Consider the following 25,535-nt stretch of genomic DNA (forward strand, 5'->3'; position numbering starts at 1 on the left):
GCCGGAGCCGAAGCGTCCGGCGCGGCGCCTGCGGGCGCACTGCCCGGCGCTGCGCCACCGGCGGGCGCGGCGGAAGCAGGCTGGCTGCCGAAGATCGCGCTCATGATTTTCCCGAAAATGCTCATGTCTGCTCCCCGAAAAGGATCCGTTGGAAGGGCCTTGAGTGGCACTTATAGACCAAGTTACTGCGTAGCGCCCGCAAAGTTCCGCGAGCCAGCACGCAGCATCAGCTTATCTGCGGCGAAATGACGACCGAATGACACCGTCGAGTTGCGCTGCGGCATCGAATTTCACCCAAGCGTGAGGGACAGGACTCGCAAATGGGCGTACGCTTCCAGCTCAGCTCGCGATGTCATCCGGAATTCGCGTCCGGTCGGGATCGCGGGACTTCAGAGAATGGCGGCCGCTCGCGCCGTTTGCCGGCGCCGAATTCGGCCGCTCGGCAAGGGAGCTAGCGACCATGGCCACACTCTACCAGGGCAATGTCCCCACGATGGCCCAGCCCACTGATGCGGCTGGACCGGTGATCCGAACCATCCAGCTGTCCGATCTGCACGATGCGCTGAGGCGCGGCTGGGAAGATTTCAAGGCCGTGCCGAGCCACGCCATCATTCTCTGCGTGATCTATCCGGTGCTCGGCCTCGTGCTCGCCCGCGTGGTGATGGGCTATTCGGTGCTGCCACTGTTGTTTCCGCTGGCCGCCGGCTTCGCGCTGATCGGGCCCTTCGCGGCCCTCGGTCTCTACGAGCTCTCCAGCCGGCGCGAACGCTATGAGGAAGCCAGCGCCTGGGATGCGATGGAGGTGCTGCGTTCGCCCTCGTTCGGAGCGATGCTCGGCCTCGGCACATTGCTGCTCGCGCTGTTCGTGAGCTGGGTTGCGACCGCGCAGGCGATCTATGTCGCGGCGTTCGGCTATGAGGGCGTCACCGGGCTCTCGGACTTCATGACGCGCGTGCTGACGACGCAGCAGGGCTGGTGGCTGATCGTGGTCGGCTGCGGCGTCGGTTTCCTGTTCGCGCTCGCCGCGCTGTGCATCAGCGCCGTGTCGTTCCCCTTGATGCTGGATCGCCATGCCGGCGCGTTCGAGGCGATGAGCACCTCGCTGCGCGTGGTCGCCAGGAACCCGGTGCCGATGGCGGCCTGGGGCGTAATCGTCGCGGTCCTGCTCGCGCTCGGCACGATCCCGGCGTTCCTCGGCCTTGCCGTGGTGATCCCCCTGCTCGGCCATGCCACCTGGCATCTCTACCGCAAGGTGATCGTCTCGGAGCCCGGTGCACGTCCGGTGCCGCCCCCGCCGCATCGTCCGCGCAAGCCGGCTGCCGACTTCCCGGCCAACCTCTTCCCCTGGCGTAACAGGACGGACGCCTGACGATATCGTGACATGCGATCCTGCCCTGGTTCGGGCAGGATCGCGGCCTGTCGCACGCCTTGCTTTGGCCGCGGTTCCGATCGAGATTGCCGGCCGGCCAGATCGCTTCACGGAATTCATTACCTCGAATGACCTCGACGATTTCTCGTCTCGCTCTCGCAGCCTTCGCTCTCTCCGCGTCAATCCTGTCCGCCCAGCCAGTGTTCGCCGCGGTTGCCTGCGGCTCGGGCAATTTCGATGCCTGGCTTGCGGACTTCAAGACCGACGCTGCGGCCAAGGGCATTTCACAGCAGGCCATTGCATCTGGTCTCGCCGGCGTGACGCTCGATCAGAGTGTGCTCAACCGCGACCGCTCGCAAAAGGTCTTCGCCCAGACCTTCGAGGAATTTTCCGGCCGCATGGTGCCGCCGCGCCTGGAGCGCGGCTCCAACAGGATGAAGCAGTACGGCTCGGTGCTGTCGCGCATCGAGCAGACCTATGGCGTTCCCGGCGAGGTCCTGGTCGCGATCTGGGGCCTGGAGACCGATTTCGGCGTCAACACCGGCAAGTTCGCCACGATCCGCTCACTCGCAACACTGGCCTACGATTGCCGGCGCGCGGAGCAGTTTCGCGCCGAGCTGCTGGACGCACTGCGCATCGTCCAGCGCGGCGATCTCGTGCCAGCCGAGATGAAGGGCGCCTGGGCAGGCGAGCTCGGCCAGACCCAGTTCATGCCGTCGTCCTGGATGAAATACGCCGTCGATTTCGACGGCAACGGCAAGCGCGACCTCCTGCACAACGCGCCCGACGTGCTCGCCTCCACCGCCAATTATCTTGCCGGCTATGGCTGGCAAAAGGGCAAGGATTGGCAGCCGGGCAGTCCGAATTTCGCGGTGCTGCAGCAGTGGAACAAGAGCGAGGTCTATTCCAAGACTGTCGCCTATTTCGCCACCCAGCTGGCGCGCGCCCCCTAAACACCCATCAACAAACGCGTAGGGGCCGATCGCCCGGCGACCGGCCCTCTCTTGTGCGTCTACCTACCCATCACTTGCCCATGGTGGCGTGCATCGCCTTGTTCAGATGCGCGCCGCATGCGCCCATTTTGCCGTTGAGCAGCGAATCCTGCGCAGCCGCGATCTCCTTCTGCGCCACAAACTTGCTGTCACCGTCGGCCATGTTCTCGATCGCGGTCTCCGTCTTTTCCAGATTGGCCGAGCTGCAACCGCCCGTGGCGTGCTTGGCGGCCTGGGCCGGCGCGACGGCGAACGCGACGGCGGCGATTGCGATAACCCCGAGTAACTTCGTCATGACGTTACCTTCCTTCTCTTGATCTTGGGACAGACCCGGCGACATTGCCGGAATCTGCAACATGACTTTCCTCCCGACGCGGCAACTTGCCGCAATAAATTCCCCGCGAGAATTGCGTGATGTTGCGCGCCACGCAGAGCCGCATGCGAAATTTCTGATTTTCATTACATCCTGGTAATCATCGCCACACGCTCGGCGTGTGTGCGCTGCGTTATCGGGGTGCCAATGGGCCGTTCCGCTCCATTCCCGTCGCCAAAATCTGCTCCGGAAAAGCCTCTAGGACCAGTTCGGGGCTGACAAGAAGTGAACTTAAATTCAAATCGGCGAGGTCCGTCTCATGCGAATCACGCATGCCGGACTTGGGTATAGAAGCTAAGCGTCCGACTTGCCGGTGACAGGAACGCAACCTATTTCGGCTATGATCGAGATCAATCGACAGCTCTTAAATCCGTGATTTCACGGGAGTTTGTCGCTGGATTCGGTCCATACCGTCCAAGCCTTGGGCGGGACTGGTGAGAGGTTAAGCGTCCCTTACCCACGGTATGCGTTACTCGCTTAGCTGCATCGCAACATCGGAACTTTCGCACTGCACCACTCTCACTTATATTCATTTCAACGATGCAGTCCGGGCAAGGGCTGAATCGAACTACAGGAGACTACCAATGCTGCTCTCGCTCATCCGCATGATCCAGGCCTTCCGGGACTATCAGCGCAATGTTGCCGAGCTGTCCCAGCTCAGCGATCGCGAACTGGCCGATATCGGCCTCGATCGCTCGGACATCCCGCGCGTTGCCGCCGGTCAGTATCAGGGCTGATATCGTTTCAGCCCTTCCACCGGAACGGACCGATAGCGCCCGCCTCGTGCGGGCGTTGTCGCATCTAGCGGCAGAAAACTCGATCTCGGCGATTCCACTCCCCGCCGAAAAGCGCTACCTGTCCGCCCCATGACAGGACCTCAATCCAACATCGTGCACGTGATCGGCGCCGGCCTTGCCGGCTCTGAAGCCGCCTGGCAGGTGGCCAAGGCCGGCGTGCCCGTGGTGCTGCACGAGATGCGGCCGACCCGCATGACCGAAGCGCACCGCACCGACGGGCTCGCAGAGCTCGTCTGCTCCAATTCGTTCCGCTCGGACGACGCCGCCAACAATGCCGTCGGCCTGCTGCATGCCGAAATGCGCCGGCTCGATTCGCTGGTCATGCGTGCAGCCGACGCCAACCAGGTGCCTGCTGGCGGCGCTCTCGCCGTCGACCGCGACGGCTTCTCCGCGGCCGTCACCAAGGCGCTGAACGACCATCCCCTGATCCAGATCGCCCGTGGCGAGGTCAAGGGCCTGCCGCCGGCCGATTGGAGCAACGTCATCGTTGCAACCGGTCCCCTCACCTCCGCTCCACTGGCCGATGCCGTCCGCGAGCTGACCGACGAGAACGCGCTCGCCTTCTTCGACGCGATCGCGCCGATCGTGCACCGCGAATCCATCGACATGTCGGTGGCCTGGTTTCAGTCGCGCTATGACAAGGTCGGCCCCGGCGGCACCGGCGCGGACTACATCAACTGCCCGATGACCAAGGAGCAGTATGACGGCTTCGTCGCTGCGCTCATCGCCGGCGAGAAGACCGAGTTCAAGGAGTGGGAGACCAACACGCCCTATTTCGACGGCTGCTTGCCGATCGAAGTGATGGCGGAGCGCGGCCCGGAGACCTTGCGCCACGGCCCGATGAAGCCGGTCGGCCTCACCAATCCGCACGATCCCACGACCAAAGCCTACGCCATCGTGCAGCTGCGCCAGGACAACAAGCTGGGCACGCTCTACAACATCGTCGGCTTCCAGACGAAGCTGAAATACGGCGAGCAGCAGCGCATCTTCCGCACCATTCCCGGGCTGGAGAAGGCCGAATTCGCCCGCCTCGGCGGCCTGCATCGCAACACCTTCCTGAACTCGCCAAAGCTTCTCGACAGTCAGCTGCGCCTGCGCGCGCAGCCGCGGCTGCGCTTCGCCGGCCAGATGACGGGCTGCGAGGGCTATGTGGAATCGGCCAGCGTCGGCCTGATCGCCGGTCTCTATGCAGCCGCGGACGCGCGCGGCGAGACGCTCGTTAGCCCGCCTAGCACGACCGCGCTCGGATCGCTGCTCGGCCACATCACCGGCGGCCATATCGAGACCATCGAGCCCGGCACACGGTCGTTCCAGCCGATGAACATCAATTTCGGTCTATTCCCACCGCTTGCGACCGCGCCGACGAAGAAACCCGACGGCACGCGCCTGCGCGGTAACGAGAAGACGGTGGCCAAGAAGCAGGCGATGAGCGCACTGGCACTCGCCGATCTCGATCGCTGGATCGCCGATCATTTGCGCATTGCCGCAGCCGCGTGAGTTTGCGATGAGCCTCCCCAAAGACGACGCCGCGACGCTCTCGGCGCGCTGGACCGAGGGCGTGCTGCTCAAGCGCGACGTGTTCTCGACCGTCGAGCGCGGGCGCTTCCGCGGCGAGAGCGGCGAGGTCGATGCCGTGCTGCGCCGGCTCGACGAGGTGCCGTGGTGGTCGTTTCTCCTGGCGCGCCATCTGTTCGCCCGCGAGAAGCACGCTCTGGCGCTCGCCAAAGGCCTCAACGTTGGTCCGGAACTGCTGTGGGCCGGACGCCGTGCGCTGGTGCGCGGCTTCGTCGACGGCGTCGCCTTGCATCTGGCAAAGCCGCATGGCGACCTCGCCTATTTCCGCTCGGCCAAGGCGGCCCTGCGCCGGCTGCGCCGCGCCGGTATCTGCCACAACGATCTTGCCAAGGAACAGAACTGGCTGGTCGGCCGCGACGGCCTCGCCTATGTCACCGACTTCCAGCTCGCCGCCTGCTTTGCACGGCGCGGCCGGCTCTATCGCATCCTGGCCTATGAAGACCTCCGGCATCTGCTCAAGCACAAGCGCTCCTACGCACCTGAGGCGCTGACGCCGCGCGAGCGAAAGATCCTTGCGAAGAAGTCATTCGCCGCCAGCCTGTGGCTTGTCACGGGCAAGAAGGTCTACCGCGCGATCACGCGCGGCCTGTTCAACTTCACCGATCGCGAGGGCGGCGGCCGCAGGCTCGTGAACGACGCGCCGGTGCTGACCGAGCTGATCCGCAAGAACCCGGCCGTCCGCGACACCGCCATCGTGGCTTTCGCGGACCGCCGCTCCGGCGTCGGGCTCTATGCCTTCGTCGAAGCCGACCAGGCCACGCTCGAAGGCCAGTTGCGGAACGAGCTTGCGGCCGCAAAGGGGCCGAAACCGCCGGAGCACATCCAGGTGGTGCACGCGCTGCCGCGCGACGCCGGCGGCAAGCCGCGCACCGAGATCCTGCAACTGGTTGCCATGAACCAGCTCGACCTGATCGAGCCGATGATGAAGAACGACCAGGACCGCGCCTTCCTCAAGGACATCCTGGAACAGCGAAAAAATCTGCGCGACCGCTTCAACTTCGAGGCGGATCTGCCAACTCACTGACGGCCCGCCTCGCCTTGAAGCGTCCACATTGGCGATAGAGAAGCGGTCGGACAAGGCAGGCGCGGCGGAGTCATGGGCGCTCGGGGGACGATGATGCATCATCTGGTGGGCGGCCTGATTGCCGGCCTTCTGCTGCTGGCGGCCGCGCCCGCAATGGCCGAGACCCCGGCCGAGCTGATCTCCAGCTTCCGCCTCAAGCACGGTGAAGTTCGCGTCGTCCGCGATTCCACCCTCGACCGAATCGCCATGGACCAGGCCCGCGCGATGGCGGCGAAAGATGACCTCAGTCACGACGCGCTCGGCCCCTTCAATCGCCGCGTCGCGCCCGCCGGCGCGGGCCGCGCCGCCGAGAACATCGCCTACGGCTACGACAATTTCGAGAAGACCCTGGGACAGTGGATCGACTCGTCCGGGCACCGCAAGAACCTGTTGCTGCACAACGCCTCCCGCGTCGGCATCGCCAGCGCGAGGAATGCCAGCGGCAAGCGCACCTATTGGGCCATGGTGATCGCCGGCGATTATGAGCCGAAGGGCAAGGGCAAGAAGAACAAGGACAAGGAGCCCCTAATTGCCGTGAAGCGGGAAGCTGCGCCTGCGAGCAAGCCCAAATCGAGCAACTGCCACGTCAAGCTGCTCGGCCTCTGCATCTGAGATCCAGCCGACGTCCCTGGCCCGACGTCTTGCTCGGCCCCTTCGGCGCGTCTAATTCATGCATGAGGGATCGCGAGAAGTGGAGGCGTTGGTGATCGACATCGACCAAATTCGATCTGACACACCGGCCGCCAGTCGGCTCGCGTATCTCCACAATGCGGGGGCGGCGCTCATGCCGACTTCCGTTGTCGCGGCGATGAAGCAGCATATCGATCTGGAAAGCGAGATCGGAGGCTATGCGGCCGCGGATCGCGAGACCGACCGGCTCGAAGCGGTCTACGGCTCGGTGGCGCGTCTGCTGAATGCCGCACCCGACGAGATCGCGCTCGTGGAGAACGCGACGGTCGCCTGGCAGATGGCGTTCTACGCGCTTCCGTTTCGCAAGGGTGACCGCATCCTGACTGCTGAGGCGGAATACGCGGCCAATTTTGTCGCGTTCTTACAGGTCTCCAAGAGGACCGGCGCGACGATCGACGTCGTGCCGAGCGATGCCAGCGGCGAGCTCGACGTCGACGCGCTCGAGCGCATGATCGATGAGCGCGTAAAGCTCATCGCGATCACCTGGGTCCCGACCAATGGCGGACTGGTCAATCCGGCGGCAGCGGTCGGCAAGATCGCGCGGGCACGCGGCATTCCCTATCTGCTCGACGCCTGCCAGGCGGTCGGCCAGATGACGGTCGACGTCGAAGCCATCGGCTGTGACATGCTGTCGGCCACGGGTCGCAAATTCCTGCGCGGCCCGCGCGGCACCGGCTTTCTCTACGTTCGCCGCGCGCTGCTGCAACGGCTCGAGCCGCCGATGATCGATCACTTCGCCGCGCCCTGGGTCTCGCGCGATGAATATCGGCTTCGCGACGATGCACGCCGCTTCGAGACCTGGGAGAACAATTACGCGGCCCGGCTGGGCCTCGGCGCCGCCGTCGACTACGCCCTGGAGATCGGCATCGCTCCGATCGAACAACGCTGCCGAATGCTTGCCGGCCGTCTTCGCAACGGCCTCGCGGCCCTTCCCGGCATCACCATTCGCGACCTCGGACGCGCGCCGGGTGCCATCGTCAGCTTCACGCTGGACGGGCACGAGGCGGACGCCGTTGTCGCCAGTGCCGCTGCAGCAGGCATCACCATCGGCGCTTCAGATCCGTCGAGCACGCGCATCGATGCCGAACTTCGCGCCTTGCCGCATGTCGTGCGGGCATCGCCGCATTATTACAACACGGAAGCCGAGATCGATCGGCTGATCGCTCATCTGGCGGATCTGGCGGCACGGTAACAAAAGGCCGGCGCGGCCGGGCCTTGAAGTCGGTCCACAGTCGCGCCGTCTGGGCTTCAAGCTCTTGTCGTCAGCGCCGAGAGCTGGTCGGTATCGAAGCGGGCGCGTAGCTCGCTGATGGCCTTCGCATCCGGGCGACCGCTTGCCGTCAGCTTCGCCAGCTCCTCGAAGTAATGCTCGTGTCCCGGCGGGGATACGGTCATGAGCACACGCGCGGGCTTCTCGCTCGCGTTGGTGATGTTGTGGGGAACACCGGGAGGAATGAAGAGGAAGGTTCCTGGGGTTGCCCGGACAATCTCATCCCCGACGAACCATTCACACTCGCCTTCGAGCATGTAGAAGGTCTCCTCCTGGACACGATGAACGTGCCGGCCGGTGGCGAATCCTGCCGGAATTGTCCAGTCGAACATGCTCGTGTGCCTGGTGTCCTCGCCCGTCACCAGGAAGGCCATTGGCTGGCCGCGCAGCGTGACCCCCTCGGTCTCGCCGGGCCTGCGGATGACGTGTTTCGCGGTCATGTACACCTCCATCGCTGTTGCAGCGTTCCTCACGGCTCGCGCGATGGTGGTCCCGTCCAGCCGGAAAGTCGCGAAGCAGTTCGGAAAACGTTGCAAAAAACCTGCGAAATGTGGCCTTCTTCGGCGATGGCCACGATCCTTGAATTTGGTCCCTTTCGGCTCGATGGCGATGCGGGGATCCTGTTCCACGGTGCTGAGCCGACCGCTCTCGGCCAGCGCGCAGTGCTGCTGCTGGCGCTCCTCGTCCGGCAGGCTGGTGTGCCGGTTTCGAAGGATGCCTTGATCGAGGCGGCCTGGCCCGCCCAGGCCGTCGAGGACAGCAACCTGACCGTCCAGATCGCGGCGGTGCGGCGCACGCTGGCGGACATCTCCGGCGAGGCGCGTTGGATCGAGACGCTGCCGCGCCGTGGCTATCGCTATGTCGGTCCGACCGTGACGAGGTCCGATCCGGATCCCGCACGAGCAACACCGCAAGCGCCGTTGCTGTCACTGCCCGACAGGCCGTCGATCGCAGTGCTACCTTTCACGAACTTGAGCGGCGACGAGGAGCAGGACTATTTTGCCGACGGGATGGTCGACGACATCATCACCGGCCTCTCGCGCATCAACTGGCTGTTCGTGATCGCGCGGAATTCCACGTTCGCGTACAAGGGCCGCGCGGTGGACGTGAAGCAGGTCGGCCGCGAACTTGGCGTACGCTACGTGCTGGAAGGCAGTGTCCGCAAGACCGGCACGCTGGTCCGCATCACCGGTCAGTTGATCGATGCGTCGACTGGCATGCACGTATGGGCCGAGCGATTTGACCGCCGGTCCGAAGACGTCTTCGCCCTCCAGGACGACATCGCATCGTCGACCGTCGGTGCGATCGCACCCAGCCTGCGGCGCGCCGAGATCAACAGGGTCAGGCGCAAGCGGCCGGACAGCCTGGATGCCTATGATCTCGTCCTGCGCGCCCAGCCGGACGTCGATTCCGGCATGCCGGCCCAGGTCACCCAGGCGCTCGTGCTGCTCGAACGCGCGATCGCGCTGGAACCTGCGTATGCGCTCGCGCACGGCAATGCAGCGATGTGCCATCATTGCCTGTTTCTTCGAGCCGGATTGCAGGAGGCCAATCGCGAGGCCTCGATCCACCACGCGCGCTCGGCCATCGCCCATGGCCAGGATGATGCGCTTGCTCTCACGCTCGCAGGCTTTTCGATCGGCATGGACGGGCACGATCGCCCCGCAGCCTTCATCGCGTTCGAGGCCGCGCTCGCCATCAGCCCATCATCGGCGCTGACCTACATCCTCGGCAGCGTCATGCTCGGCTGGGGCGGAGATGCTGACCGCGCTATCGAATGGAGCGAACGAGGCCTGCGGCTCAGCCCGTTCGATCCATGGGCTTTCGCCGCTTTCGACGCCCAGGCTCTCGGGCACTTCCATCACGGCCGATATGAGGATGCGTGCCGCGCCGCTTACCGCTCGGTTCAGGCCAATCCTCGCCACAGCATCACCCATGTGCAATTGGCCGCGGCGCTGGCAAAGCTTGGACGATTGCAGGAGGCGAAGGCGGCGGCCGCGCGGGTGCTGGAGCTGCACCCGACGTTCCGCTATGGCCGTCAATTTCAGGGCGTCAACTGCGCGCCAGCGCTCGCTTCCTCGCTCGGCGACGCCCTCCGCATCGCAGGCCTTCCGGAGTAGCGCTCGGCTCGGCCTGGCGTCTCAACGTGCCCTAGGTGCAGCGCGCGCTCAGTCCGGACGCACTGAGCTTCGCCATCACCTCGTCGAGATGGGCGGCATCGCGGGTCTCGATGACGAGTTGCAGGAGCGTGGCCTTGGCCGGCAGGTCGGAGAAGGTCCGCTGGTGCGAAACCTCGATGATGTTGGCGCCGGCCTCGGCCAAAAGGGCCGCGACGGCGGCCAATTGCCCGGGTCTGTCTGGAATGTCGAGTGAGAGCTGGGTCAGCCGCCCCTCGCGCGCCAGCTCGCGCGTGAGGACGGATGCGATCAGCCGCGTGTCGATATTGCCGCCGCTCAGGACGAGACCGACTTTCTGGCCGGCAAAGCGTGACGGATCGGACATCAGAGCGGCAAGGCCGGCGGCGCCGGCGCCCTCGACGACCGTCTTCTCGATCGAGATCAGGGTTGCGACCGCGCGCTCGAGCTCGGCCTCGTTGACAAGCGCAATGTCGTCGACGAGGCGTCGGACGATTTCGGTCGTGATCTTGCCGGGCGATTTCACCGCGATGCCTTCGGCGAGCGTGTCGCCCCGCGCCGGCAGATTGCCGTCATGGATGGCGTTGTACATCGAGGGATAGAGCCAGGCCTCGACGCCCAGAATTCGCAGCGACGGCTTGATCGATTTCGCCGCGATGCCGATGCCGCTGATCAGGCCGCCGCCGCCGATCGGCACGACCAGCGTGTCGAGCTCCGGCACGGCCCTCATCATCTCCAGCCCGACCGTGCCCTGCCCCGCGATCACCAGCGGATCGTCGTAGGGGTGGACGAAGATCATGCTTTTGGCTTCGCCGTGGCTTCGCGCGAACGCGGCCGCCTCCTCCAGCGTCGCGCCTGTGACGACCACTTCAGCGCCGTGATGCCTGGTGTTCTCGACCTTCACCATGGGCGTGCCGACCGGCATGACGATGGTGGCGGGAATGCCGAGCCGCTTGGCGTGATAGGCGACGCCCTGCGCGTGGTTACCCGCCGACATCGCGATCACGCCCCGCGCGCGCTCCTCCGGCGTTAGCGCGGTGAGGCGGTTGAGCGCGCCCCGCTCCTTGAACGAGGAGGTGAACTGGAGGTTCTCGAATTTAAGCCAGATCTCGCAGCCGCAGATGCTGCTCAGCGTGCGGCTGTAGCTGCAGGGCGTCTCGACGACGGCGCCCCTGATCGTCTTGGCTGCGGCAGCAATGTCGCTTGGGGCGACCGGCAGACCGCTGAGATCAAAGGGCGGGATTGGGGACAAGTCAGCCATAGGACAGCATAGGGCATTTGGCCGGCTCAGGCGATAAGCCAGCCGCTATTTGGTAAACTCGCGCGACCGCGAAGCCCGCCACAGCGTCCACAGCGTGCGCAGCCGGGGCGATGGCCTCGGCGTGAAGGGATTGCGCCCGGGTTGCGACAGCAGCTTGAGGTCGGCCCGCACCTGTCCAAGCGGCAGAAATGCTGCCCGCGCCGCTGCCGGCACCTCCGCCAGCAACGACAGGGCCGTAGCCAGATGCTGCCTCGCTTCGCCCGCGAGCTGCTCCAGCACGGCACGCAAATTCGGCGTCTCCTTGCCGGCGAACACATCTTCCATGTTGCAATCGTGGCTCGCCAGCAGCTGCTGCGGCAGGAACAGCTGCCGGTGCGCGGCATCGCGCGGCAGGTTTGCAATGACCTGGACGATGCCCTGCGCCAGCCCGGCATGACGGGCGAGATGCTCGGTGGCGTCCGAGGGCGGCGCCAGGATCTGCGCCGCCAGAGCGAACAGCGCCGATGAGGTCGCGGCCAGATAGCCTTCCAGCGCCGCCATGGTCGGCATCGGGTCGTTGTAGAGGTCGAACTGGTGCTCGTCGACGAGCAGCGACAGCGGCTCGACCGGCAGGTCGAAATCGCGGATCGCTCGCAGCAGCTCCGCCGCCACCGGATTGCCCTCGGCGCTGCCATGGACGTGGCCGGAGAGCATGTCGGTCCACCATTGAAAGCGGATTTCGCCGGGCAAGGGCTGGCTCACCTGATCGCGGACGCGGACGATCTCGACATTGAAGGCATAGAGCGCCAGCAGCGCGCGGCGCTCGGCGGCGGGCGCGAACAGCGTCGCGACGTAGCGCGGAAAGTCATGGCTGCGCACGAGATCGGCGCAGAAGGTGACGGAATCGGGCGGCGGCGCGGCGCTGCTCATGTGCTGTTCATGGCACCGCGATCAGTGCAGCGGCAACCCGCCGCCGTTCGCCGATCATGATGTTGTAGGTGCGCACCGCAGGGCCGGTCTGCATCGTATCCAGCACCACCCTCACCGCCTTGAGCGCCTGCCGCAGCGCCGGCGGCGGCAGCCAGACCCCGGTTCCGGTGCCGATCAGGAGCGTGTCGATGCTGTTGGCGGCCGTGAAGACCCGGTCCAGCGAATAGCGGTCGATCTTCTGGGGATCCGTCACGTCCCAGGCCCAGATCGCGTCGGGCAGGCAAAGCAGCGAGCCCCGATGCGACATGCCGGCGAAGGCGAAGCCGCCCTTGCCATAGGCCTCGATCGGCGCCGAGCGCGGGAAATGCGGTGCATTGGGATCGCCGGCCATGAGCTTCGTCCGAATGGGCTTACTGCCCTCGCAAACGCCTGCGAGGGCATGCGGTTCGGATCATGCCTTGCTTTTCTTCGCCGGTGGTGCCGTATCGGGCGCATCCTCGCGATGCTCGCCGACGCCGAGATAGATCAGGATCGGCGCCGCGATGAAGATCGAGGTGTAGGTGCCGACCAGCACCACGCCGAACATCATCACCGCGGTGAAGCTGTGGATCGCGTGCCCGCCGAACAGGAGCAGCGCCAGCAGCGCCAACGTCACCGTGAAGTGGGTGATGATCGACCGCGACAGCGTCGAGTTGATGGACTCGTTGAGCAGCTGCGGCATCGGCATCTTCTTGTAGCGCCGCAGCATTTCGCGGATTCGGTCGTAGATGACGACGGTGTCGTTGAGCGAATAGCCGAGAATGGTCAGCAGCGCGGCGATACTGGTCAGGTCGAAATCGACCTGGCTGATCGACATGAAGCCGATCGTGAGCACGATGTCGTGCACGTTGGCGATCATGGCCCCTAACGCGAACTGCCATTCGAACCGGAACCAGAGATAGATCAGGATCGAGACGATCGCGAGCATCAGACCGAGCATGCCGAAGGCCAGCAGCTCGCCGGAGACGCGCGGGCCGACCACTTCGACGCGGCGATACTCGACGGAATCGCCGAGCGCGGAACGAACCTTCTGCACCGCCTCCTGCTGCGCGGCATCGCCGCCCGGCTGCTCTGCGACGCGGATCAGGACGTTCGCGGCATCGCCGAACTGCTGCAACTGCACTTCGCCGAGACGCAATCCATCCAGCGTCGTGCGCATCGCGGCGATGTCGGCGGCGCCCGACTTCGCCCTGACCTCCAGCAGCGTGCCGCCGCGGAAGTCGATGCCGAAATTCAGGCCATGGGTGAAGAACAACGTGATCGCGACGATCGACAGCGCCGCCGAGATCGGGAAGCTGATGCGGCGGAAGCGCGTGAAATCGAAATGCGTTTCGTCAGGGACGATACGCAGCGACGGCAGCAGGCCGAGCGCGGCAACCACGGTGAGGACGGCAATGAGGACGCCGAGCCCGATGAGAACGGTGTGAGTCACGATCAGGCTCCTAGATCGGCACGCTCTGCGGCCGCTTCCACCGCACCCACCAGGCGACGATCAGCCGCGTCAGCGTGAAGGCGGTGAACACCGTGGTGATGATGCCGATGCCGAGCGTCACGGCAAAGCCGCGCACCGGGCCGGTGCCGATGTAGAACAGCACCGCGGCGGCAATGAAGGTTGTGATGTTGGAATCGAGGATAGTCGCGAGCGCCCGCTTGAAGCCGGCGTCGATCGCCGAGATCGCGTTGCGACCGCCGCGCAGCTCTTCGCGGATACGCTCGTAGATCAGCACGTTGGAGTCCACGGCGATGCCGACGGTGAGCACGATGCCGGCGATGCCGGGCAGCGTCAGCGTGGCGTTGAGCAGCGACAGCAGGCCGAAGATCATGGCGACGTTGATGGCCACGGCGATGTTCGCGAACACCCCGAACAGCCGATAGGTCAGCAGCATGAAGATGATGACGAGGATGGAGCCGACATAGGCCGCGAGTTCGCCCTTCTCGATCGAGTCCTGGCCGAGGCCCGGACCGACGGTGCGCTCCTCGACCACCGTCAGCGGCGCCGGCAATGCGCCGGCGCGCAGCAGGATCGCCAGATCGTTGGCCGATTGCACGGTGAAGCTGCCGGAGATCTGGCCCTGGCCGCCGGTGATGGGCTCGCGGATGACGGGCGCCGAGATCACCTTGTTATCCAGAACGATCGCGAACGGCAGGCCCACGTTCTCCTGCGTGGCCTGCGAGAACTTGCGCGCACCCGAGGTGTTGAACTTGAAGCTGACGACCGGCTCGCCCGTGCGCTGGTCGAAGCTCGCCTGGGCGTCGGTCAGATCGCCACCGGCGACCAGCACCTGCTTCTTGACCACATAGGGCGTGGGCGGCGGCGATGCGCTCATCAGGAGTTCGGATTCCGGCGGCAACCTGCCCGCTTGCGCCTGATCCGGCGGCACGGAGGTGTCGACCATGCGGAATTCCATCTTCGCAGTCTTGCCCAGCAGTTCCTTCAGGCGGGTCGGGTCCTGAAGTCCGGGGACCTGCACCAGGATGCGGTCATTGCCCTGGCGCTGGATCACGGGCTCGACGGTGCCGAGCTCGTTGACGCGGCGTTCGACGATCTGGATCGACTGCTCGATGGTCTTGCGCAGGCGATCGAGCATCGCGGCCTGCGGGACGCTCAGGCGGATCACTCCGCCGCCGGCATCGGTCACCTCGAGGTCGCGCTGACCGCTGGATCCCATCAGGCCGCCCAGCGGCTGAGACAGCTCGCGCAGCTTGGCGAGCGCCGCCTGAGCGTCGGATTCCTTGGTGATGCGAACCTCGACCGCGTCGTTGCGCACGGTGACGCCGCCGGTAAAGCCGATCTTGGCATCGCGCAGCGTGCGGCGAACGTCGTCGCGGACCTGGTCGAGCCGTTCCTTCTTCACGTAGTTGGAATCGACCTCGAGCAGCAGGTAGGAGCCGCCCTGGAGGTCGAGGCCGAGCACGAGCCGGCGCTGCGCCCAGGCGGGCCAGGTCTTGACCTGGGCCTCGGGGAAGAAGTTCGGGACCGCGCAGAGGCACACGATCAGCGCCGTCAGGATGATCCCGAGCGCCTTCCACCGCGTGAAATACAACATCGACTGGACCTGTCAGATCAGGAGACTTGAGATGCTCGCGGACGCGCTCACTTCGAGGCGGCGTCGTCCTTGGCGGCTTCCTTGCTATCCTTGGATTCCTTCGCCGGCTCGCCCTTGGCGCGCACGCCCGAGATCATCTGGCGCATCTGCCGCACGCGGACGCCGTCGGAAATCTCGAACTCGATCTGGTCGTCGTCGACGACCTTGGTGACCTTGCCGACGAGGCCGCCCGAGGTCACGACGGTGTCGCCGCGGCGGATATTCTTCACGAGGTCGGCGTGATCACGGACCTTCTTCTGCTGCGGACGCAGAATCAGGAAGTACATGATCACGAAGATCAGGGCGAACGGCAGCAGCGACATCAACATGCTGTTGGTGTCGCCGGCGCCCGCGGCCTGGGCATACGCAGGGGTAATCAGCATTCGGACGATCCTCGTGAGAACGGGGGAAAGCCGGTCAGGCCCTCAAAGGCGACCGGTTCGGTCAAATTCGCGCGGACTATAGCGGCCATTGCCCCAATTGCAACGCTGCCAGACTGCCCTTTTGACCCACCTTGCGGCGCGCCGTCAGGCCCGATAAGGCTGCGTTCTCAGGAACTTCGGACATGCCCAAAAACCTTAGCAAAAGCCCGGCCGGCAAAGGCCCCCGCACCCCTGCCCGCAAGCCCGCCCCCGTCGCGGCAAAACGCCCCAAGGGGGCCGTCAAGGCAGCCCCAGACCTCTCCCAGGAGCGCATCGTCCGCGCGCTGGAGACAATTGCGGCGCACCTGTCCGCCCAGGGCAAGCCGGCCCTCGAACGCGAGTCGTTCGAGCAGGCCGATGCCTATGTCTGGCACCCCGACGGCCGCCTCGCAGCCGTGCCGCGGGTCAGCCGCGTCGAGCTGTTCCTGCTCAAGGGCGTCGACCGGATGCGCGACATCCTGATGGAGAACACCGAGCGCTTCGCCAATGGCCTGCCCGCCAACAACGCGCTGCTCTGGGGCGCGCGCGGCATGGGCAAGTCGTCGCTGGTGAAGGCGGCGCACGCCAGCATCAACGCGGAGCGCAAGCCTGCGGACAGGGTGAAGCTGATCGAGATCCATCGCGAGGACATCGAAACGCTGCCGACGCTGATGGAGAAGCTCCGGGACGCCAGCTTCCACTTCATCGTGTTCATCGACGACCTCTCCTTCGACGGCAATGACGCGTCCTACAAATCGCTGAAGGCCGTGCTCGAAGGCGGCATCGAGGGCCGGCCCGAGAATGTCATCCTCTACGCCACCTCCAACCGCCGCCATCTGCTGGCGCGCGACATGATCGAGAACGAGCGCTCGACCGCGATCAATCCCGGCGAAGCCGTCGAAGAGAAGGTCTCGCTGTCAGATCGCTTCGGCCTGTGGCTCGGCTTCCACCGCTGCAGCCAGGACGAATACCTCGCCATGGTGCGCGGCTATTGCAGCCATTTCGGCATTGAGGTCGACGATGAGGCGCTGGAGCGCGAGGCGCTGGAATGGTCGACCACCCGCGGCTCCCGCTCGGGCCGCGTCGCTTGGCAGTTCGTGCAGGAGCTGGCGGGCCGGCTGGGCGTGAAGCTGACGGCGAAGTAAGGCTAGCTATAGCCCCGCCCACAACTGTCATTCCCCGCCTTGTGCGCAATTGCGCACTGGAGCGGGGAATCCAGCACGCAGTGGCTTTTCGGCTCAACAATGACTGCCTCTGGAATACTGGGTCGCCCGGCCAGGCCGGGCGACGACAGCTTCAATGCGGAGGCAATTTAGGCCTTACGCCCCGTTCAGGAATTGAAGCGGGTCAACCGGGCTCGATCCCTTGCGGATCTCGAAGTGGAGCTGCGGCGACGCCACCTCCCCGGATTGACCCGACTTGGCAATGACCTGACCGCGCTTGATGGTATCGCCGCGCTTCACCATCAGCTCACTCGCATGGGCATATGCGGTGACGTAGCCGTTGGAGTGCCGAACCAGGACCAGATTGCCGTAACCTTTCAGCTCGTTGCCGGAATAGGCGACGACGCCGTCTTCGGCCGCCTTGACCGGCGTCCCCTCGGGCACCGCGAGGTTGATGCCGTCATTGGACTTGCCGTTGGTCTTGGCGCCGTAGGTGGTGACCACCTTGCCGCGCACCGGCCAGCGGAAGGTCGGCAGCGCGCTGGTGGTCTCCGCAGCTTTCGCCGGAGCCTCGGCGGGCTTCTCTTCGACATTGGTCGTGGCCTGGGCCAGCCGAGCACTCTGCACCGGTGCGGCGACAGCCGCCATCTTGGTGGCGGGCGCAGGAGCGGCAGCAACCGGCTGGAGCGTCCCGACAACCGGAGCAGCCCCCACGGGAGCCGCCGCAACCGGCGCCGCGAGGGCAGCGGTCTTGGCACCGGGCACGGTCAGCCTGGTGCCGAGCTTGAGCTTGGCCGACGGATCGAGGCCGTTGGCACGGGCGAGCTCAGCCGACGATATATGGTTCTTGCGGGCAATGCTGGCGAGCGTGTCGCCGTGATTGACGAAGTGGGTGCTCGGCGGCGCAGCCAACGCCGCAACCGGCTTGGCTGCAGGCGCCATCGCGGGAGCCGCCGCGACGGGAGCCAACGCGGGCGCGGGTGCAGCGGCGGTGGCCGGATGCGGGATGATCAGCTGCTGGCCGGGCGAGAGCGAACGCGGCCCCTTGTAGCCGTTGGCCGCGAGGATCGCCTGCGGCGTGACACGATAACGCTTGGCGAGCACGTCGAGCGTGTCGCTGGTGCCGACGATGATCTTGGTCCCTCCGGCCGGCTGAGCCGCGGCAACGGAACGCGGCGGCACGGTGGCCGTGGTTTCCAGATGCGGCTGCGCCGGGGGCGCGTAGGAGCTGACGCCGCGCCCGCCTCCGGACACGCCACCACCACCCGTGACTGGATAGGATTGCGGTGCGGCCACCGCCGGCGGCGGCAAGGGCTGCGACTGATAATAGCCCGGCTGCGTCTGCGGCCGCGAATATTGCGGCAGCTCGCGCTGCTGCGGCGGCGGGGCCTGCTGCACCGAACCGGTCTGGTCAGAGGAGAAGGGGTTGGAGAAGTTCGACTGGGACAGCCGCGACGACATGTCGGCGCTGCACCCTGCGAAGCTGAAGGAGATCAGCGCCAGCACCGCGACCTGCGGTACGCGGCGCGAGTAAAGCAACTCGGCGACGACGGACATGGTTACTCACTCGTACGCAACAGAACTGGTGTTTTAAGTAAACACGCGCCGAGTAAATAACGGCTTAACCCTCCCAATAAGATGTTGGCCGCGCAGCCGATCCGGAAATCTACAGCTCCCGCGCCACCCCGGGCAGTGCCGGCACGAAGCGGACCTCGACGAGTTCCTTGCGCTCGATCCCAGCTTCGGTGCGGGTCAGGCGGACCAGCGTCTGCACGCCCTGATGCGGGCCGACCGGCGCGATCAGGATGCCGCCGACCTCGAGCCGCTCGACCAAATTGTCCGGAAGCCGCTCCACTGCGGCGGTGACGATGATGCGGTCGAACGGGCCGATATTGGGCGGCAGATTGAGCCCGTCGCCGAGCATCACCTCGACATTGTGACAGTCGAGCTTTTCGAGCCGAGCGCGCGCCGTATCGGCAAGCTTGCGATAGCGTTCGACGGTCAGGACCTGGCCGGCGAGCCGCGACAGCACGGCGGCCTGATAGCCGGAACCTGCCCCGATCTCGAGCACGCGGTGCCGCTTCTGAAGCTGGAGCTGCTCGGTCATGTAGGCCACGACGAAGGGCTGGCTGATGGTCTGCCCGCAGGCGATCGGCAGCGCGCTGTCACGATAAGCGCCCTCGCGATCGGCCTCGTCGACGAAAAGCTCGCGCGGCACCTCCTCCATGGTTCGCAGCACCGCCTGATCGCTGATGCCCCGACGCCTCAGCGAGAGCTGAAACATCATCTTTTCCGGCGGATGCTGATCGGGGGTCATTGCCTGCTTGTGCTGTCGTGCCGGGTCCGGTGGACGTTAAGCCCGGGCGCAGGAATCGTGTTCCTGCTCAGGAACCCATGATAACCTTCGCCTGGAGCATTTGACCACAAATTGGCTTGCCATGGGCGAGCCGCGATGACCATTTTCAGGTATCCGTTCGTCGAAACGCGCATTGCGTCAATTCGTGTTATCTGCGAACGTTTTTGGCAATGGGCAAGGGACTCAACTATGACCGCGACAGGGCTTTCCGGCCGCTCTGTATTCCTCGTCGAGGACGAGGTGATGATCAGGATGATGGTCGCGGACATGCTCGAAGAGCTTGGCTACAAGGTCGCAGCTGAGGCGGGCGACATCACCGAGGCCATGCGGCTCGCCCAGGCGACCGAGTTCGACATCGCCATTCTCGACGTCAACGTCAACGGCAAGGTGATCTCGCCGGTCGCCGACGTGATCAAGGCGAAAGGCTGCCCGTTCATCTTCGCCACCGGCTACGGCTCCTCCGGCCTGCCCGAGCAGTACCGCGACCGGCCGGCGCTCCAGAAACCGTTCCAGCTCGACGCGCTCGGCAAGACCATCGAAGCCGCGCTTCGCGGTGGCTAAAGCATGATCCGGAAAAGTGCGCAGCGGTTTTCCGAAAAGATCATGCTTAAACGACAACCTAAAGCGCGATGACGATTCATCCTGATCGCATCGCGCTTTAGCGTTACTTCAGCGTCGCGCTGAGCTCTTCCGAAAACGCTTCGTTGGTGCGGTCGAGCCTGAGGGGGGTGACCGAGACATAGCGCTCGCGAAGCGCCGCCAGATCAGTGCCGTCGGCCGGCGTATCCATCATCGCGGCGCGCTCGAATCCGATCCAGAAATAGGGATTGCCGCGGCCGTCCTGGCGCTCGTCGATCCTGAGGAAACCGAGATTGCGCTTGCCCTGGCGCGTGACGCGGATGCCCAGCACATCCTCCGGCGCGCAGGACGGGAAATTGACGTTGATGACCGTGTCCTTCGGAATGCCCGCGGCAATCACCTTGCGCAGGATGTCGGGCCCGAACTTGCGCGCGGTGTCCCATGGCGGGCGCTCGCGGGTCTCGACGCTGAACTCCTGCGACAGCGCGAATGACGGCAACCCCAGGATGGTGCCTTCCAGCGCGCCGGCGATGGTGCCGGAATAGACCACGTCCTCGGCGACGTTGCGGCCCTTGTTGACCCCGGACAGCACGACGTCAGGCAGCTTGGCACCGAGGATATGGCGCGCGCCCATGATGACGCAGTCGGTCGGCGTGCCGCGCACGGCAAAGTGCCGCGGCCCGACTTCGCGCAAGCGCAAGGGATCGTTCAGCGACAGCGAGTGCGACACGCCGGACTGGTCGAGCTCGGGCGCCACCACCCAGACGTCGTCGGACAGCGCGCGCGCGATCTCCTCCACGACCTTGAGGCCGGGGGCATGAATGCCGTCGTCATTGGTGCAGAGAATACGCATGCGAAGGGTCGATTCCAAAAAAGCGGGGTCTGAGCCGTCTTATCCGGCTCCGGCCGATCAGGCAAACCGGCTGATCAGGGGTTCCTGCCTGAACCCGTTAGCGGCGGATGCGCCATTGTGGAAGGAAGCGCGCCAGCCGCCCCTCCGCACGCAGACTCATCGCGGGTACCGCCGGACTGACGACGGCAGCCTCGATCACGCCGAGCGCCTCCAATTGCGCAACGAACGCATCCGGCTCCGGCTCTCGCGGAAAGCGTTCGCGCGCCACCGTCAGCGCGTTGTCGAAGTCGGCAGCGTTCACACCGGGCTTGGCCCGCCGGCTCTGCACGAGGTCGTCGTCCCAGAGCCGGGCGATCTCGATGTCCAGCACGCCGCGCAGGCGCTGATCGACGGCCTGGATCCCGGCCCCCGTCACCGCCCATTGTCGGCCGACCCAGAAGATGTCGCGGTGCAAGGCCATGAACGGAGGGTTCGCGTTGCGGGTGGCCGGCAGGATAGCCGGCCGCCCGATCTTCGCAACCAAACGTTTCTGCGTTTCAGGCAGGTAACACGCCCTACTCGCGCCCGATCACCTTCACGCCGCCCATATAGGGCTGAAGCACGTCGGGGACCGCGATCGAGCCGTCCTCCTGCTGATAGGTCTCCATCACGGCGATCAGCGCGCGGCCGAGCGCGGTGCCCGAGCCGTTCAGCGTGTGGACGAAACGCGGCTTGCCGTCGGGACCGCGCGAGCGCGCATCCATGCGGCGTGCCTGGAAGTCGCCGCAGACCGAGCAGCTCGAGATCTCGCGGAATGCCCCGCCCTCGCCCTGCCCCGGCATCCAGACCTCAATGTCATAGGTTTTTTGCGACGAGAAACCCATGTCTCCTGCGCAAAGCGTCATCACGCGATAATGCAGCCCGAGCCGCTGCAGCACCTGCTCGGCGCAGGACAGCATGCGCTCCAGCTCGTCCTTGCTCACCTCCGGCGTCGTGATCGAGACCAGCTCGACCTTGGTGAACTGGTGCTGACGGATCATGCCGCGCGTGTCACGTCCGGCCGCGCCGGCCTCGGCGCGGAAGCACGGCGTCAGCGCGGTGAGCCGCATCGGCAATTGCTTCTCGTCGAGGATGGATTCGCGCGCGAGGTTGGTGAGCGAGACTTCCGCGGTCGGAATGAGGCCGAGGCGCTCTGTCCTCAGCCGCTCCTGGTCGGGCGAGGCAAGGAGCTCGCCCTTGATCGCCCAGAACTGATCATCCTCGAACTTCGGCAATTGTCCGGTGCCGAACATGATCTCGTTGCGCACCAGCAGCGGCGGATTGATCTCGGTATAGCCGTGCTCGTCGACATGCAGATTCAGCATGAACTGGCCGAGCGCGCGTTCGAGCCGCGCCAGTCCCTTCTTCAGCACGACGAAGCGTGCGCCGGAGAGCTTTGCCGCCGCCTCGAAATCCATGTCACCGAGCGCGGTGCCGAGATCGTCATGCAGCTTCGGCGCAAAGCCGTAGTTGCGCTTGTTGCCGAATACGTGGTGCTGCACGTTGCCGTGCTCGTCGACACCATCGGGCACGTCGTCGAACGGAATGTTCGGGATGGCGGACAGCTCTTTGGTCAGCTCCTCATCGGCGGCTTTCGCGGCGGCTTCGAGCTGCGGCATCGTGGTCTTGAGCTCGGCGACCTCGGCCATCAGCTTGGCCGCGCGCGCCTCGTCCTTCGCCTTCTTGGCATCGCCGATTTCCTTGGAGGCCGCGTTGCGCCGAGCCTGCGCCTGCTCGGAGGCCAGGATCGCCGCGCGCCGCGTCTCGTCGATCGCGAGCAGCGAGGCCGACAACGGCTTCAGGCCGCGCCGGGCGAGGCCGGCGTCGAAGGCTTGCGGATTGTCGCGGATCGATTTGATGTCGTGCATGGCTGTCTTCCCGTCATGGCCGGGTTAATCCCGGCCATCCACGTATCTGCCGCCTTAGATCAAGTCGTGGATGCCCGGGTCAAGCCCGGGCATGACGAATCATGGGCTGAATGGCGCTATGATAGAGCGAAAGCGCCTCTACTCCGCCGGATTGGCCGGCGTCGACACGTCGGTGCCGGTGGTCGCCTGCGAGGCTGCCGCCGCCTTCTTCTCCACCATCCCCACCGCGATGATCGAACCCTCGTAGAGCAAGAGCAAGGGAAGCGCGAGCGAGCACTGGCTGAGCACGTCGGGCGGGGTCAGCACCGCCGCGATGACGAAGGCGATGACGATGAAATAGCGGCGCTTCTCGCGCAGCATCTTCGAGGTCACGATGCCGATCCGCCCGAGCAGCGTCAGGATCACCGGAAGCTGGAAGGCGATGCCGAAGGCGAAGATCAACGACATCATCAGCGACAGATATTCGCCGACCTTGGGCAAAAGCTGGATCTGCGCGGTCTCGTCGCTGCCGGCCTGCTGCATGCCGAGCGAGAAGCGGACCAGCATCGGCAGCACGACGAAATAGACCAGCGCCGCGCCGAGCACGAAGAAGAACGGCGTTGCGACCAGGTACGGCAGGAAGGCCTGCTTCTCGTGCTTGTACAGCCCGGGCGCGACGAATTTGTAGATCTGCGTCGCCACGATCGGGAACGAGATGAAGCCGGCGCCGAAAAGCGCGAGCTTGAGCTGGGTGATGAAATATTCCAGCAGCGCCGTGTAGATGAACTTGGAATTCTCCGGACCCGCGACCCACACGAACGGCCAGACCAGCACGTTGTAGATCTGCTTGGCGAAGAAGAAGCAGAAGATGAAGGCCACGCCAAAGCCGAGCAGCGCCTTGATCAGCCGCGAGCGCAGCTCGATCAGGTGGTCCATCAGCGGGGCTTTGCTGGCCTCGATATCGGCGTCGCTCATGACGCTTTGGCGTCCTTGATCGCTTCGGATGGCGCGGTGTCCTGCGCAACCTGCGCCTGCTCGACCTCACGGGTGATGGCGAGCGGCTCGTTCGCAGCCGCATGCGCCTCGGCTTCCATGAAGGTCGCGGGCGTCGGCGCTTCCGGAGTGGTAGGAGTGACAGGCGCTTCAATTGAAGTCGGCGGCGGTTCGACAGCCGTCGTGGTCGGCGTCTCGGCGGGCTTGTCCAGCGCGTCGACGCGGAGCGCGTCGCTGACGTCCTTCTGGAGCGAGGACAGCGGATTGAAGCCGGTCGCGGCTTCCTTGACCTCGTCGAAGCTCTTCTTGAGGTCGGCCATTTCGGCCTCGCGCATCGCTTCCTGGAACTGGCCCTGGAATTCGGCGGCCATCTTGCGGGCCTTGCCCATCCACTGTCCGACCATGCGCAGCACGCCCGGCAGCTCTTTCGGGCCGATGGCGATCAAGGCCACGACCCCGATCAGGACCAGTTCACTCCACCCGATGTCGAACATGAGGTCTTCCGTTCACGCGAAGCCGCAGCCGACCCAATCCCTTGCGCGCAGGATCGGGCCGCACCCCGCGTCTCGCGTGCTCTTTGGCTCAGACGGCCTTGCTGCCGACGTCGGACCGCGCCGCGGTCGGCGCATTGTTGTGCTCGATGGACTTGGCCGGCTCGGGCTTCTCGGCGGGCTTGTCGTCGTCCTGCATGCCCTTCTTGAACGCCTTGATGCCCTGCGCCACGTCGCCCATCAGATCCGAAATCTTGCCGCGGCCGAACAGCAGCAGGACCACTGCGATCACCAGGATCCAGTGCCAAATGCTGAGTGAACCCATCCTGCAACCCTCCAAACGCGCATGGCCGGGGACCCGGCCGATCTTCACTGAAACCTAGGCTTGGCGGGTGTCAAAAACAAGGACCAAGGCAGCGCCAATTCGCTGTTGGCACTACGTAATCTTGCTAGTGTTAACCGGTCGCAGGGCACCGGTAAAACGCAAAGGCCTCACTCTTCGGTGCCGCCTTCGCCGCCCTCCTCTTGGCCGCCTTCCGGTGCCTCCTCCGGAGTCTCGGGCTCAACCGCAGGCGCCAGCGCCAGATCGAGATCCTCGCCCGGTTCCAAGGGATCCTCGTCCTCGCGGAGCTGCGGGTCGTCCGACGGCGTCGGCACGCTGAATCCGGTCGGCAGGCGCGAATCCAAGAGGCCCGTGCCCTTCAGCTCCTCGAGACCCGGCAGATCGCCGAGCTGTTCCAGGGTGAATTGCGACAGGAAGTCCTCGGTGGTTCCGAAGGTCAACGGACGGCCCGGCGTCTTGCGGCGGCCACGCGGCTTGATCCAGCCGGTCTCCAGCAGCACGTCGAGCGTGCCCTTCGAGGTGACGACGCCGCGGATCTCCTCGATCTCGGCGCGCGTCACCGGCTGGTGATAGGCGATGATCGCCAGCACCTCGATTGCCGCGCGCGACAGGCGGCGGGTCTCGGTGCTCTCCCGCGTCATCAGCCAGGCGAGATCGCCGGCGGTGCGGAAGGTCCATTTGTTCGCAACGCGAACGAGATTCACCCCGCGCAAGGAATAGTCGGCCTGCAATTGCTCGAGCGCGGCCTTGACGTCGACGCCCTCGGGCATGCGCTTGGCCAGCGTCGCGGTATCCAGCGGTTCACTCGAAGCGAACAGCAGTGCTTCCAGCAGCCGCAATTCCTCGGGACGTGCCTGGGATTCGTTCTCCATCGGCTCGGCCTCTTCTACCCGCACTTCAGCCAGGCTTGCCATGGCAGCTTCTCCTTCTTG

At 65.3% G+C, this 25,535-nt stretch carries 27 protein-coding genes; 10 read left to right on the forward strand and 17 right to left on the reverse strand.

Translation table 11 applies throughout. The features are described 5' to 3' along the window. The first annotated feature begins 460 nt into the window (after positions 1-460). Both XI03_RS16390 and XI03_RS16395 read left to right on the forward strand, forming a co-directional pair. A complete protein-coding gene (locus XI03_RS16390) occupies positions 461-1,369 on the forward strand; it encodes a DUF2189 domain-containing protein (RefSeq protein ID WP_271592687.1) in 909 nt (302 codons plus the stop codon). 128 nt (positions 1,370-1,497) lie between these two features. After that, on the forward strand, positions 1,498-2,322 hold the full coding sequence (locus XI03_RS16395; RefSeq protein WP_271592688.1) for a lytic murein transglycosylase: 825 nt from the start codon (positions 1,498-1,500) through the stop codon (positions 2,320-2,322). A 70-nt stretch (positions 2,323-2,392) separates the two neighbouring features. Here the strand turns inward: XI03_RS16395 and XI03_RS16400 are convergent, their stop codons facing one another. Next, positions 2,393-2,719, reverse strand: a complete 327-nt coding sequence (locus XI03_RS16400; protein ID WP_038949145.1) for a hypothetical protein — start codon at positions 2,717-2,719, stop codon at positions 2,393-2,395. A 599-nt stretch (positions 2,720-3,318) separates the two neighbouring features. Here XI03_RS16400 and XI03_RS16405 point away from each other — a divergent pair. The 5 genes from XI03_RS16405 (at position 3,319) to XI03_RS16425 (ending at position 8,051) form a co-directional block, all read left to right on the forward strand. Next, entirely contained in the window at positions 3,319-3,471 is a 153-nt protein-coding gene (locus XI03_RS16405; RefSeq protein WP_007590701.1) for a DUF1127 domain-containing protein, read from the forward strand. A 129-nt stretch (positions 3,472-3,600) separates the two neighbouring features. Then, positions 3,601-5,028 (forward strand): methylenetetrahydrofolate--tRNA-(uracil(54)-C(5))-methyltransferase (FADH(2)-oxidizing) TrmFO, encoded by a 1,428-nt coding sequence (gene trmFO / locus XI03_RS16410; RefSeq protein WP_271592689.1) that lies wholly within the window; start codon positions 3,601-3,603, stop codon positions 5,026-5,028. A 7-nt stretch (positions 5,029-5,035) separates the two neighbouring features. After that, on the forward strand, positions 5,036-6,130 hold the full coding sequence (locus XI03_RS16415) for a serine/threonine protein kinase (RefSeq protein WP_038973380.1): 1,095 nt from the start codon (positions 5,036-5,038) through the stop codon (positions 6,128-6,130). 93 nt (positions 6,131-6,223) lie between these two features. After that, positions 6,224-6,781, forward strand: a complete 558-nt coding sequence (locus XI03_RS16420; protein WP_028144484.1) for a CAP domain-containing protein — start codon at positions 6,224-6,226, stop codon at positions 6,779-6,781. A 91-nt stretch (positions 6,782-6,872) separates the two neighbouring features. Then, a complete protein-coding gene (locus XI03_RS16425; protein ID WP_271592690.1) occupies positions 6,873-8,051 on the forward strand; it encodes an aminotransferase class V-fold PLP-dependent enzyme in 1,179 nt (392 codons plus the stop codon). 56 nt (positions 8,052-8,107) lie between these two features. On the opposite strand, the gene XI03_RS16430 is transcribed toward XI03_RS16425, so the two are convergent. After that, entirely contained in the window at positions 8,108-8,569 is a 462-nt protein-coding gene (locus tag XI03_RS16430; RefSeq protein WP_038949151.1) for a cupin domain-containing protein, read from the reverse strand. A gap of 126 nt (positions 8,570-8,695) precedes the next feature. On the opposite strand from XI03_RS16430, the gene XI03_RS16435 reads away from it, so the two are divergent. Further along, positions 8,696-10,249 carry a winged helix-turn-helix domain-containing protein gene (locus tag XI03_RS16435; RefSeq protein ID WP_271592691.1) on the forward strand — a complete coding sequence of 518 codons (1,554 nt, stop codon included), beginning with the start codon at positions 8,696-8,698 and terminating at the stop codon, positions 10,247-10,249. Positions 10,250-10,280: 31 nt separating this feature from the next. Here the strand turns inward: XI03_RS16435 and XI03_RS16440 are convergent, their stop codons facing one another. From XI03_RS16440 to yajC, 6 genes are read right to left on the reverse strand one after another with little or no spacing between them, the layout of a single operon-like run. Beyond that, positions 10,281-11,525: a threonine ammonia-lyase gene (locus XI03_RS16440; RefSeq protein WP_271592692.1), complete on the reverse strand. Its 1,245-nt coding sequence runs from the start codon at positions 11,523-11,525 to the stop codon at positions 10,281-10,283. A 45-nt stretch (positions 11,526-11,570) separates the two neighbouring features. Next, complete coding sequence (locus XI03_RS16445) at positions 11,571-12,434, reverse strand: phytoene/squalene synthase family protein (RefSeq protein WP_271592693.1); 864 nt, start codon at positions 12,432-12,434, stop codon at positions 11,571-11,573. A 7-nt stretch (positions 12,435-12,441) separates the two neighbouring features. After that, positions 12,442-12,825, reverse strand: coding sequence for an Mth938-like domain-containing protein (locus XI03_RS16450; RefSeq protein ID WP_028144478.1), 384 nt, complete (start codon positions 12,823-12,825; stop codon positions 12,442-12,444). 60 nt (positions 12,826-12,885) lie between these two features. Then, a complete protein-coding gene (gene secF, locus XI03_RS16455) occupies positions 12,886-13,905 on the reverse strand; it encodes a protein translocase subunit SecF (RefSeq protein ID WP_028144477.1) in 1,020 nt (339 codons plus the stop codon). A gap of 10 nt (positions 13,906-13,915) precedes the next feature. After that, the gene (gene secD / locus XI03_RS16460) at positions 13,916-15,520 is read right to left on the reverse strand and encodes a protein translocase subunit SecD (protein ID WP_028144476.1); all 1,605 of its coding nucleotides are present in this window, start codon (positions 15,518-15,520) and stop codon (positions 13,916-13,918) included. 47 nt (positions 15,521-15,567) lie between these two features. After that, on the reverse strand, positions 15,568-15,942 hold the full coding sequence (yajC, locus tag XI03_RS16465) for a preprotein translocase subunit YajC (RefSeq protein WP_014495068.1): 375 nt from the start codon (positions 15,940-15,942) through the stop codon (positions 15,568-15,570). Positions 15,943-16,124: 182 nt separating this feature from the next. Here yajC and XI03_RS16470 point away from each other — a divergent pair, with 182 nt between their 5' ends. After that, positions 16,125-17,105 carry an ATP-binding protein gene (locus XI03_RS16470; RefSeq protein ID WP_271592694.1) on the forward strand — a complete coding sequence of 327 codons (981 nt, stop codon included), beginning with the start codon at positions 16,125-16,127 and terminating at the stop codon, positions 17,103-17,105. 174 nt (positions 17,106-17,279) lie between these two features. Here the strand turns inward: XI03_RS16470 and XI03_RS16475 are convergent, their stop codons facing one another. Continuing rightward, positions 17,280-18,680 carry a LysM peptidoglycan-binding domain-containing M23 family metallopeptidase gene (locus XI03_RS16475; protein ID WP_271592695.1) on the reverse strand — a complete coding sequence of 467 codons (1,401 nt, stop codon included), beginning with the start codon at positions 18,678-18,680 and terminating at the stop codon, positions 17,280-17,282. Between the two features lie 109 nt (positions 18,681-18,789). Beyond that, positions 18,790-19,440 carry a protein-L-isoaspartate(D-aspartate) O-methyltransferase gene (locus XI03_RS16480; protein WP_038949157.1) on the reverse strand — a complete coding sequence of 217 codons (651 nt, stop codon included), beginning with the start codon at positions 19,438-19,440 and terminating at the stop codon, positions 18,790-18,792. A 228-nt stretch (positions 19,441-19,668) separates the two neighbouring features. Between XI03_RS16480 and XI03_RS16485 the strand changes: the two genes are divergently transcribed. Then, positions 19,669-20,040, forward strand: a complete 372-nt coding sequence (locus XI03_RS16485) for a response regulator (RefSeq protein WP_008547195.1) — start codon at positions 19,669-19,671, stop codon at positions 20,038-20,040. A gap of 103 nt (positions 20,041-20,143) precedes the next feature. Here the strand turns inward: XI03_RS16485 and surE are convergent, their stop codons facing one another. From surE to scpB, 7 genes are all read right to left on the reverse strand, one after another. Continuing rightward, positions 20,144-20,911, reverse strand: a complete 768-nt coding sequence (gene surE, locus XI03_RS16490) for a 5'/3'-nucleotidase SurE (protein WP_018317879.1) — start codon at positions 20,909-20,911, stop codon at positions 20,144-20,146. Between the two features lie 97 nt (positions 20,912-21,008). Continuing rightward, the gene (locus XI03_RS16495) at positions 21,009-21,371 is read right to left on the reverse strand and encodes a hypothetical protein (protein ID WP_028145377.1); all 363 of its coding nucleotides are present in this window, start codon (positions 21,369-21,371) and stop codon (positions 21,009-21,011) included. A gap of 94 nt (positions 21,372-21,465) precedes the next feature. Further along, entirely contained in the window at positions 21,466-22,797 is a 1,332-nt protein-coding gene (gene serS, locus XI03_RS16500) for a serine--tRNA ligase (RefSeq protein ID WP_028145378.1), read from the reverse strand. Between the two features lie 138 nt (positions 22,798-22,935). After that, a complete protein-coding gene (gene tatC / locus XI03_RS16505) occupies positions 22,936-23,751 on the reverse strand; it encodes a twin-arginine translocase subunit TatC (RefSeq protein WP_271592696.1) in 816 nt (271 codons plus the stop codon). Next, positions 23,748-24,263, reverse strand: coding sequence for a Sec-independent protein translocase protein TatB (tatB, locus tag XI03_RS16510; protein ID WP_271592697.1), 516 nt, complete (start codon positions 24,261-24,263; stop codon positions 23,748-23,750). Before tatB ends, tatC begins: the two co-directional genes overlap by 4 nt. Before the next feature lie 88 nt (positions 24,264-24,351). Next, a complete protein-coding gene (locus tag XI03_RS16515; protein ID WP_028145381.1) occupies positions 24,352-24,585 on the reverse strand; it encodes a twin-arginine translocase TatA/TatE family subunit in 234 nt (77 codons plus the stop codon). A gap of 167 nt (positions 24,586-24,752) precedes the next feature. Next, entirely contained in the window at positions 24,753-25,517 is a 765-nt protein-coding gene (scpB, locus tag XI03_RS16520) for an SMC-Scp complex subunit ScpB (protein ID WP_028145382.1), read from the reverse strand. Positions 25,518-25,535: the final 18 nt, after the last annotated feature.

It is taken from the genome of Bradyrhizobium sp. CCBAU 65884 (assembly GCF_028128835.1).
In the GTDB taxonomy this organism is placed as follows: domain Bacteria; phylum Pseudomonadota; class Alphaproteobacteria; order Rhizobiales; family Xanthobacteraceae; genus Bradyrhizobium; species Bradyrhizobium ottawaense.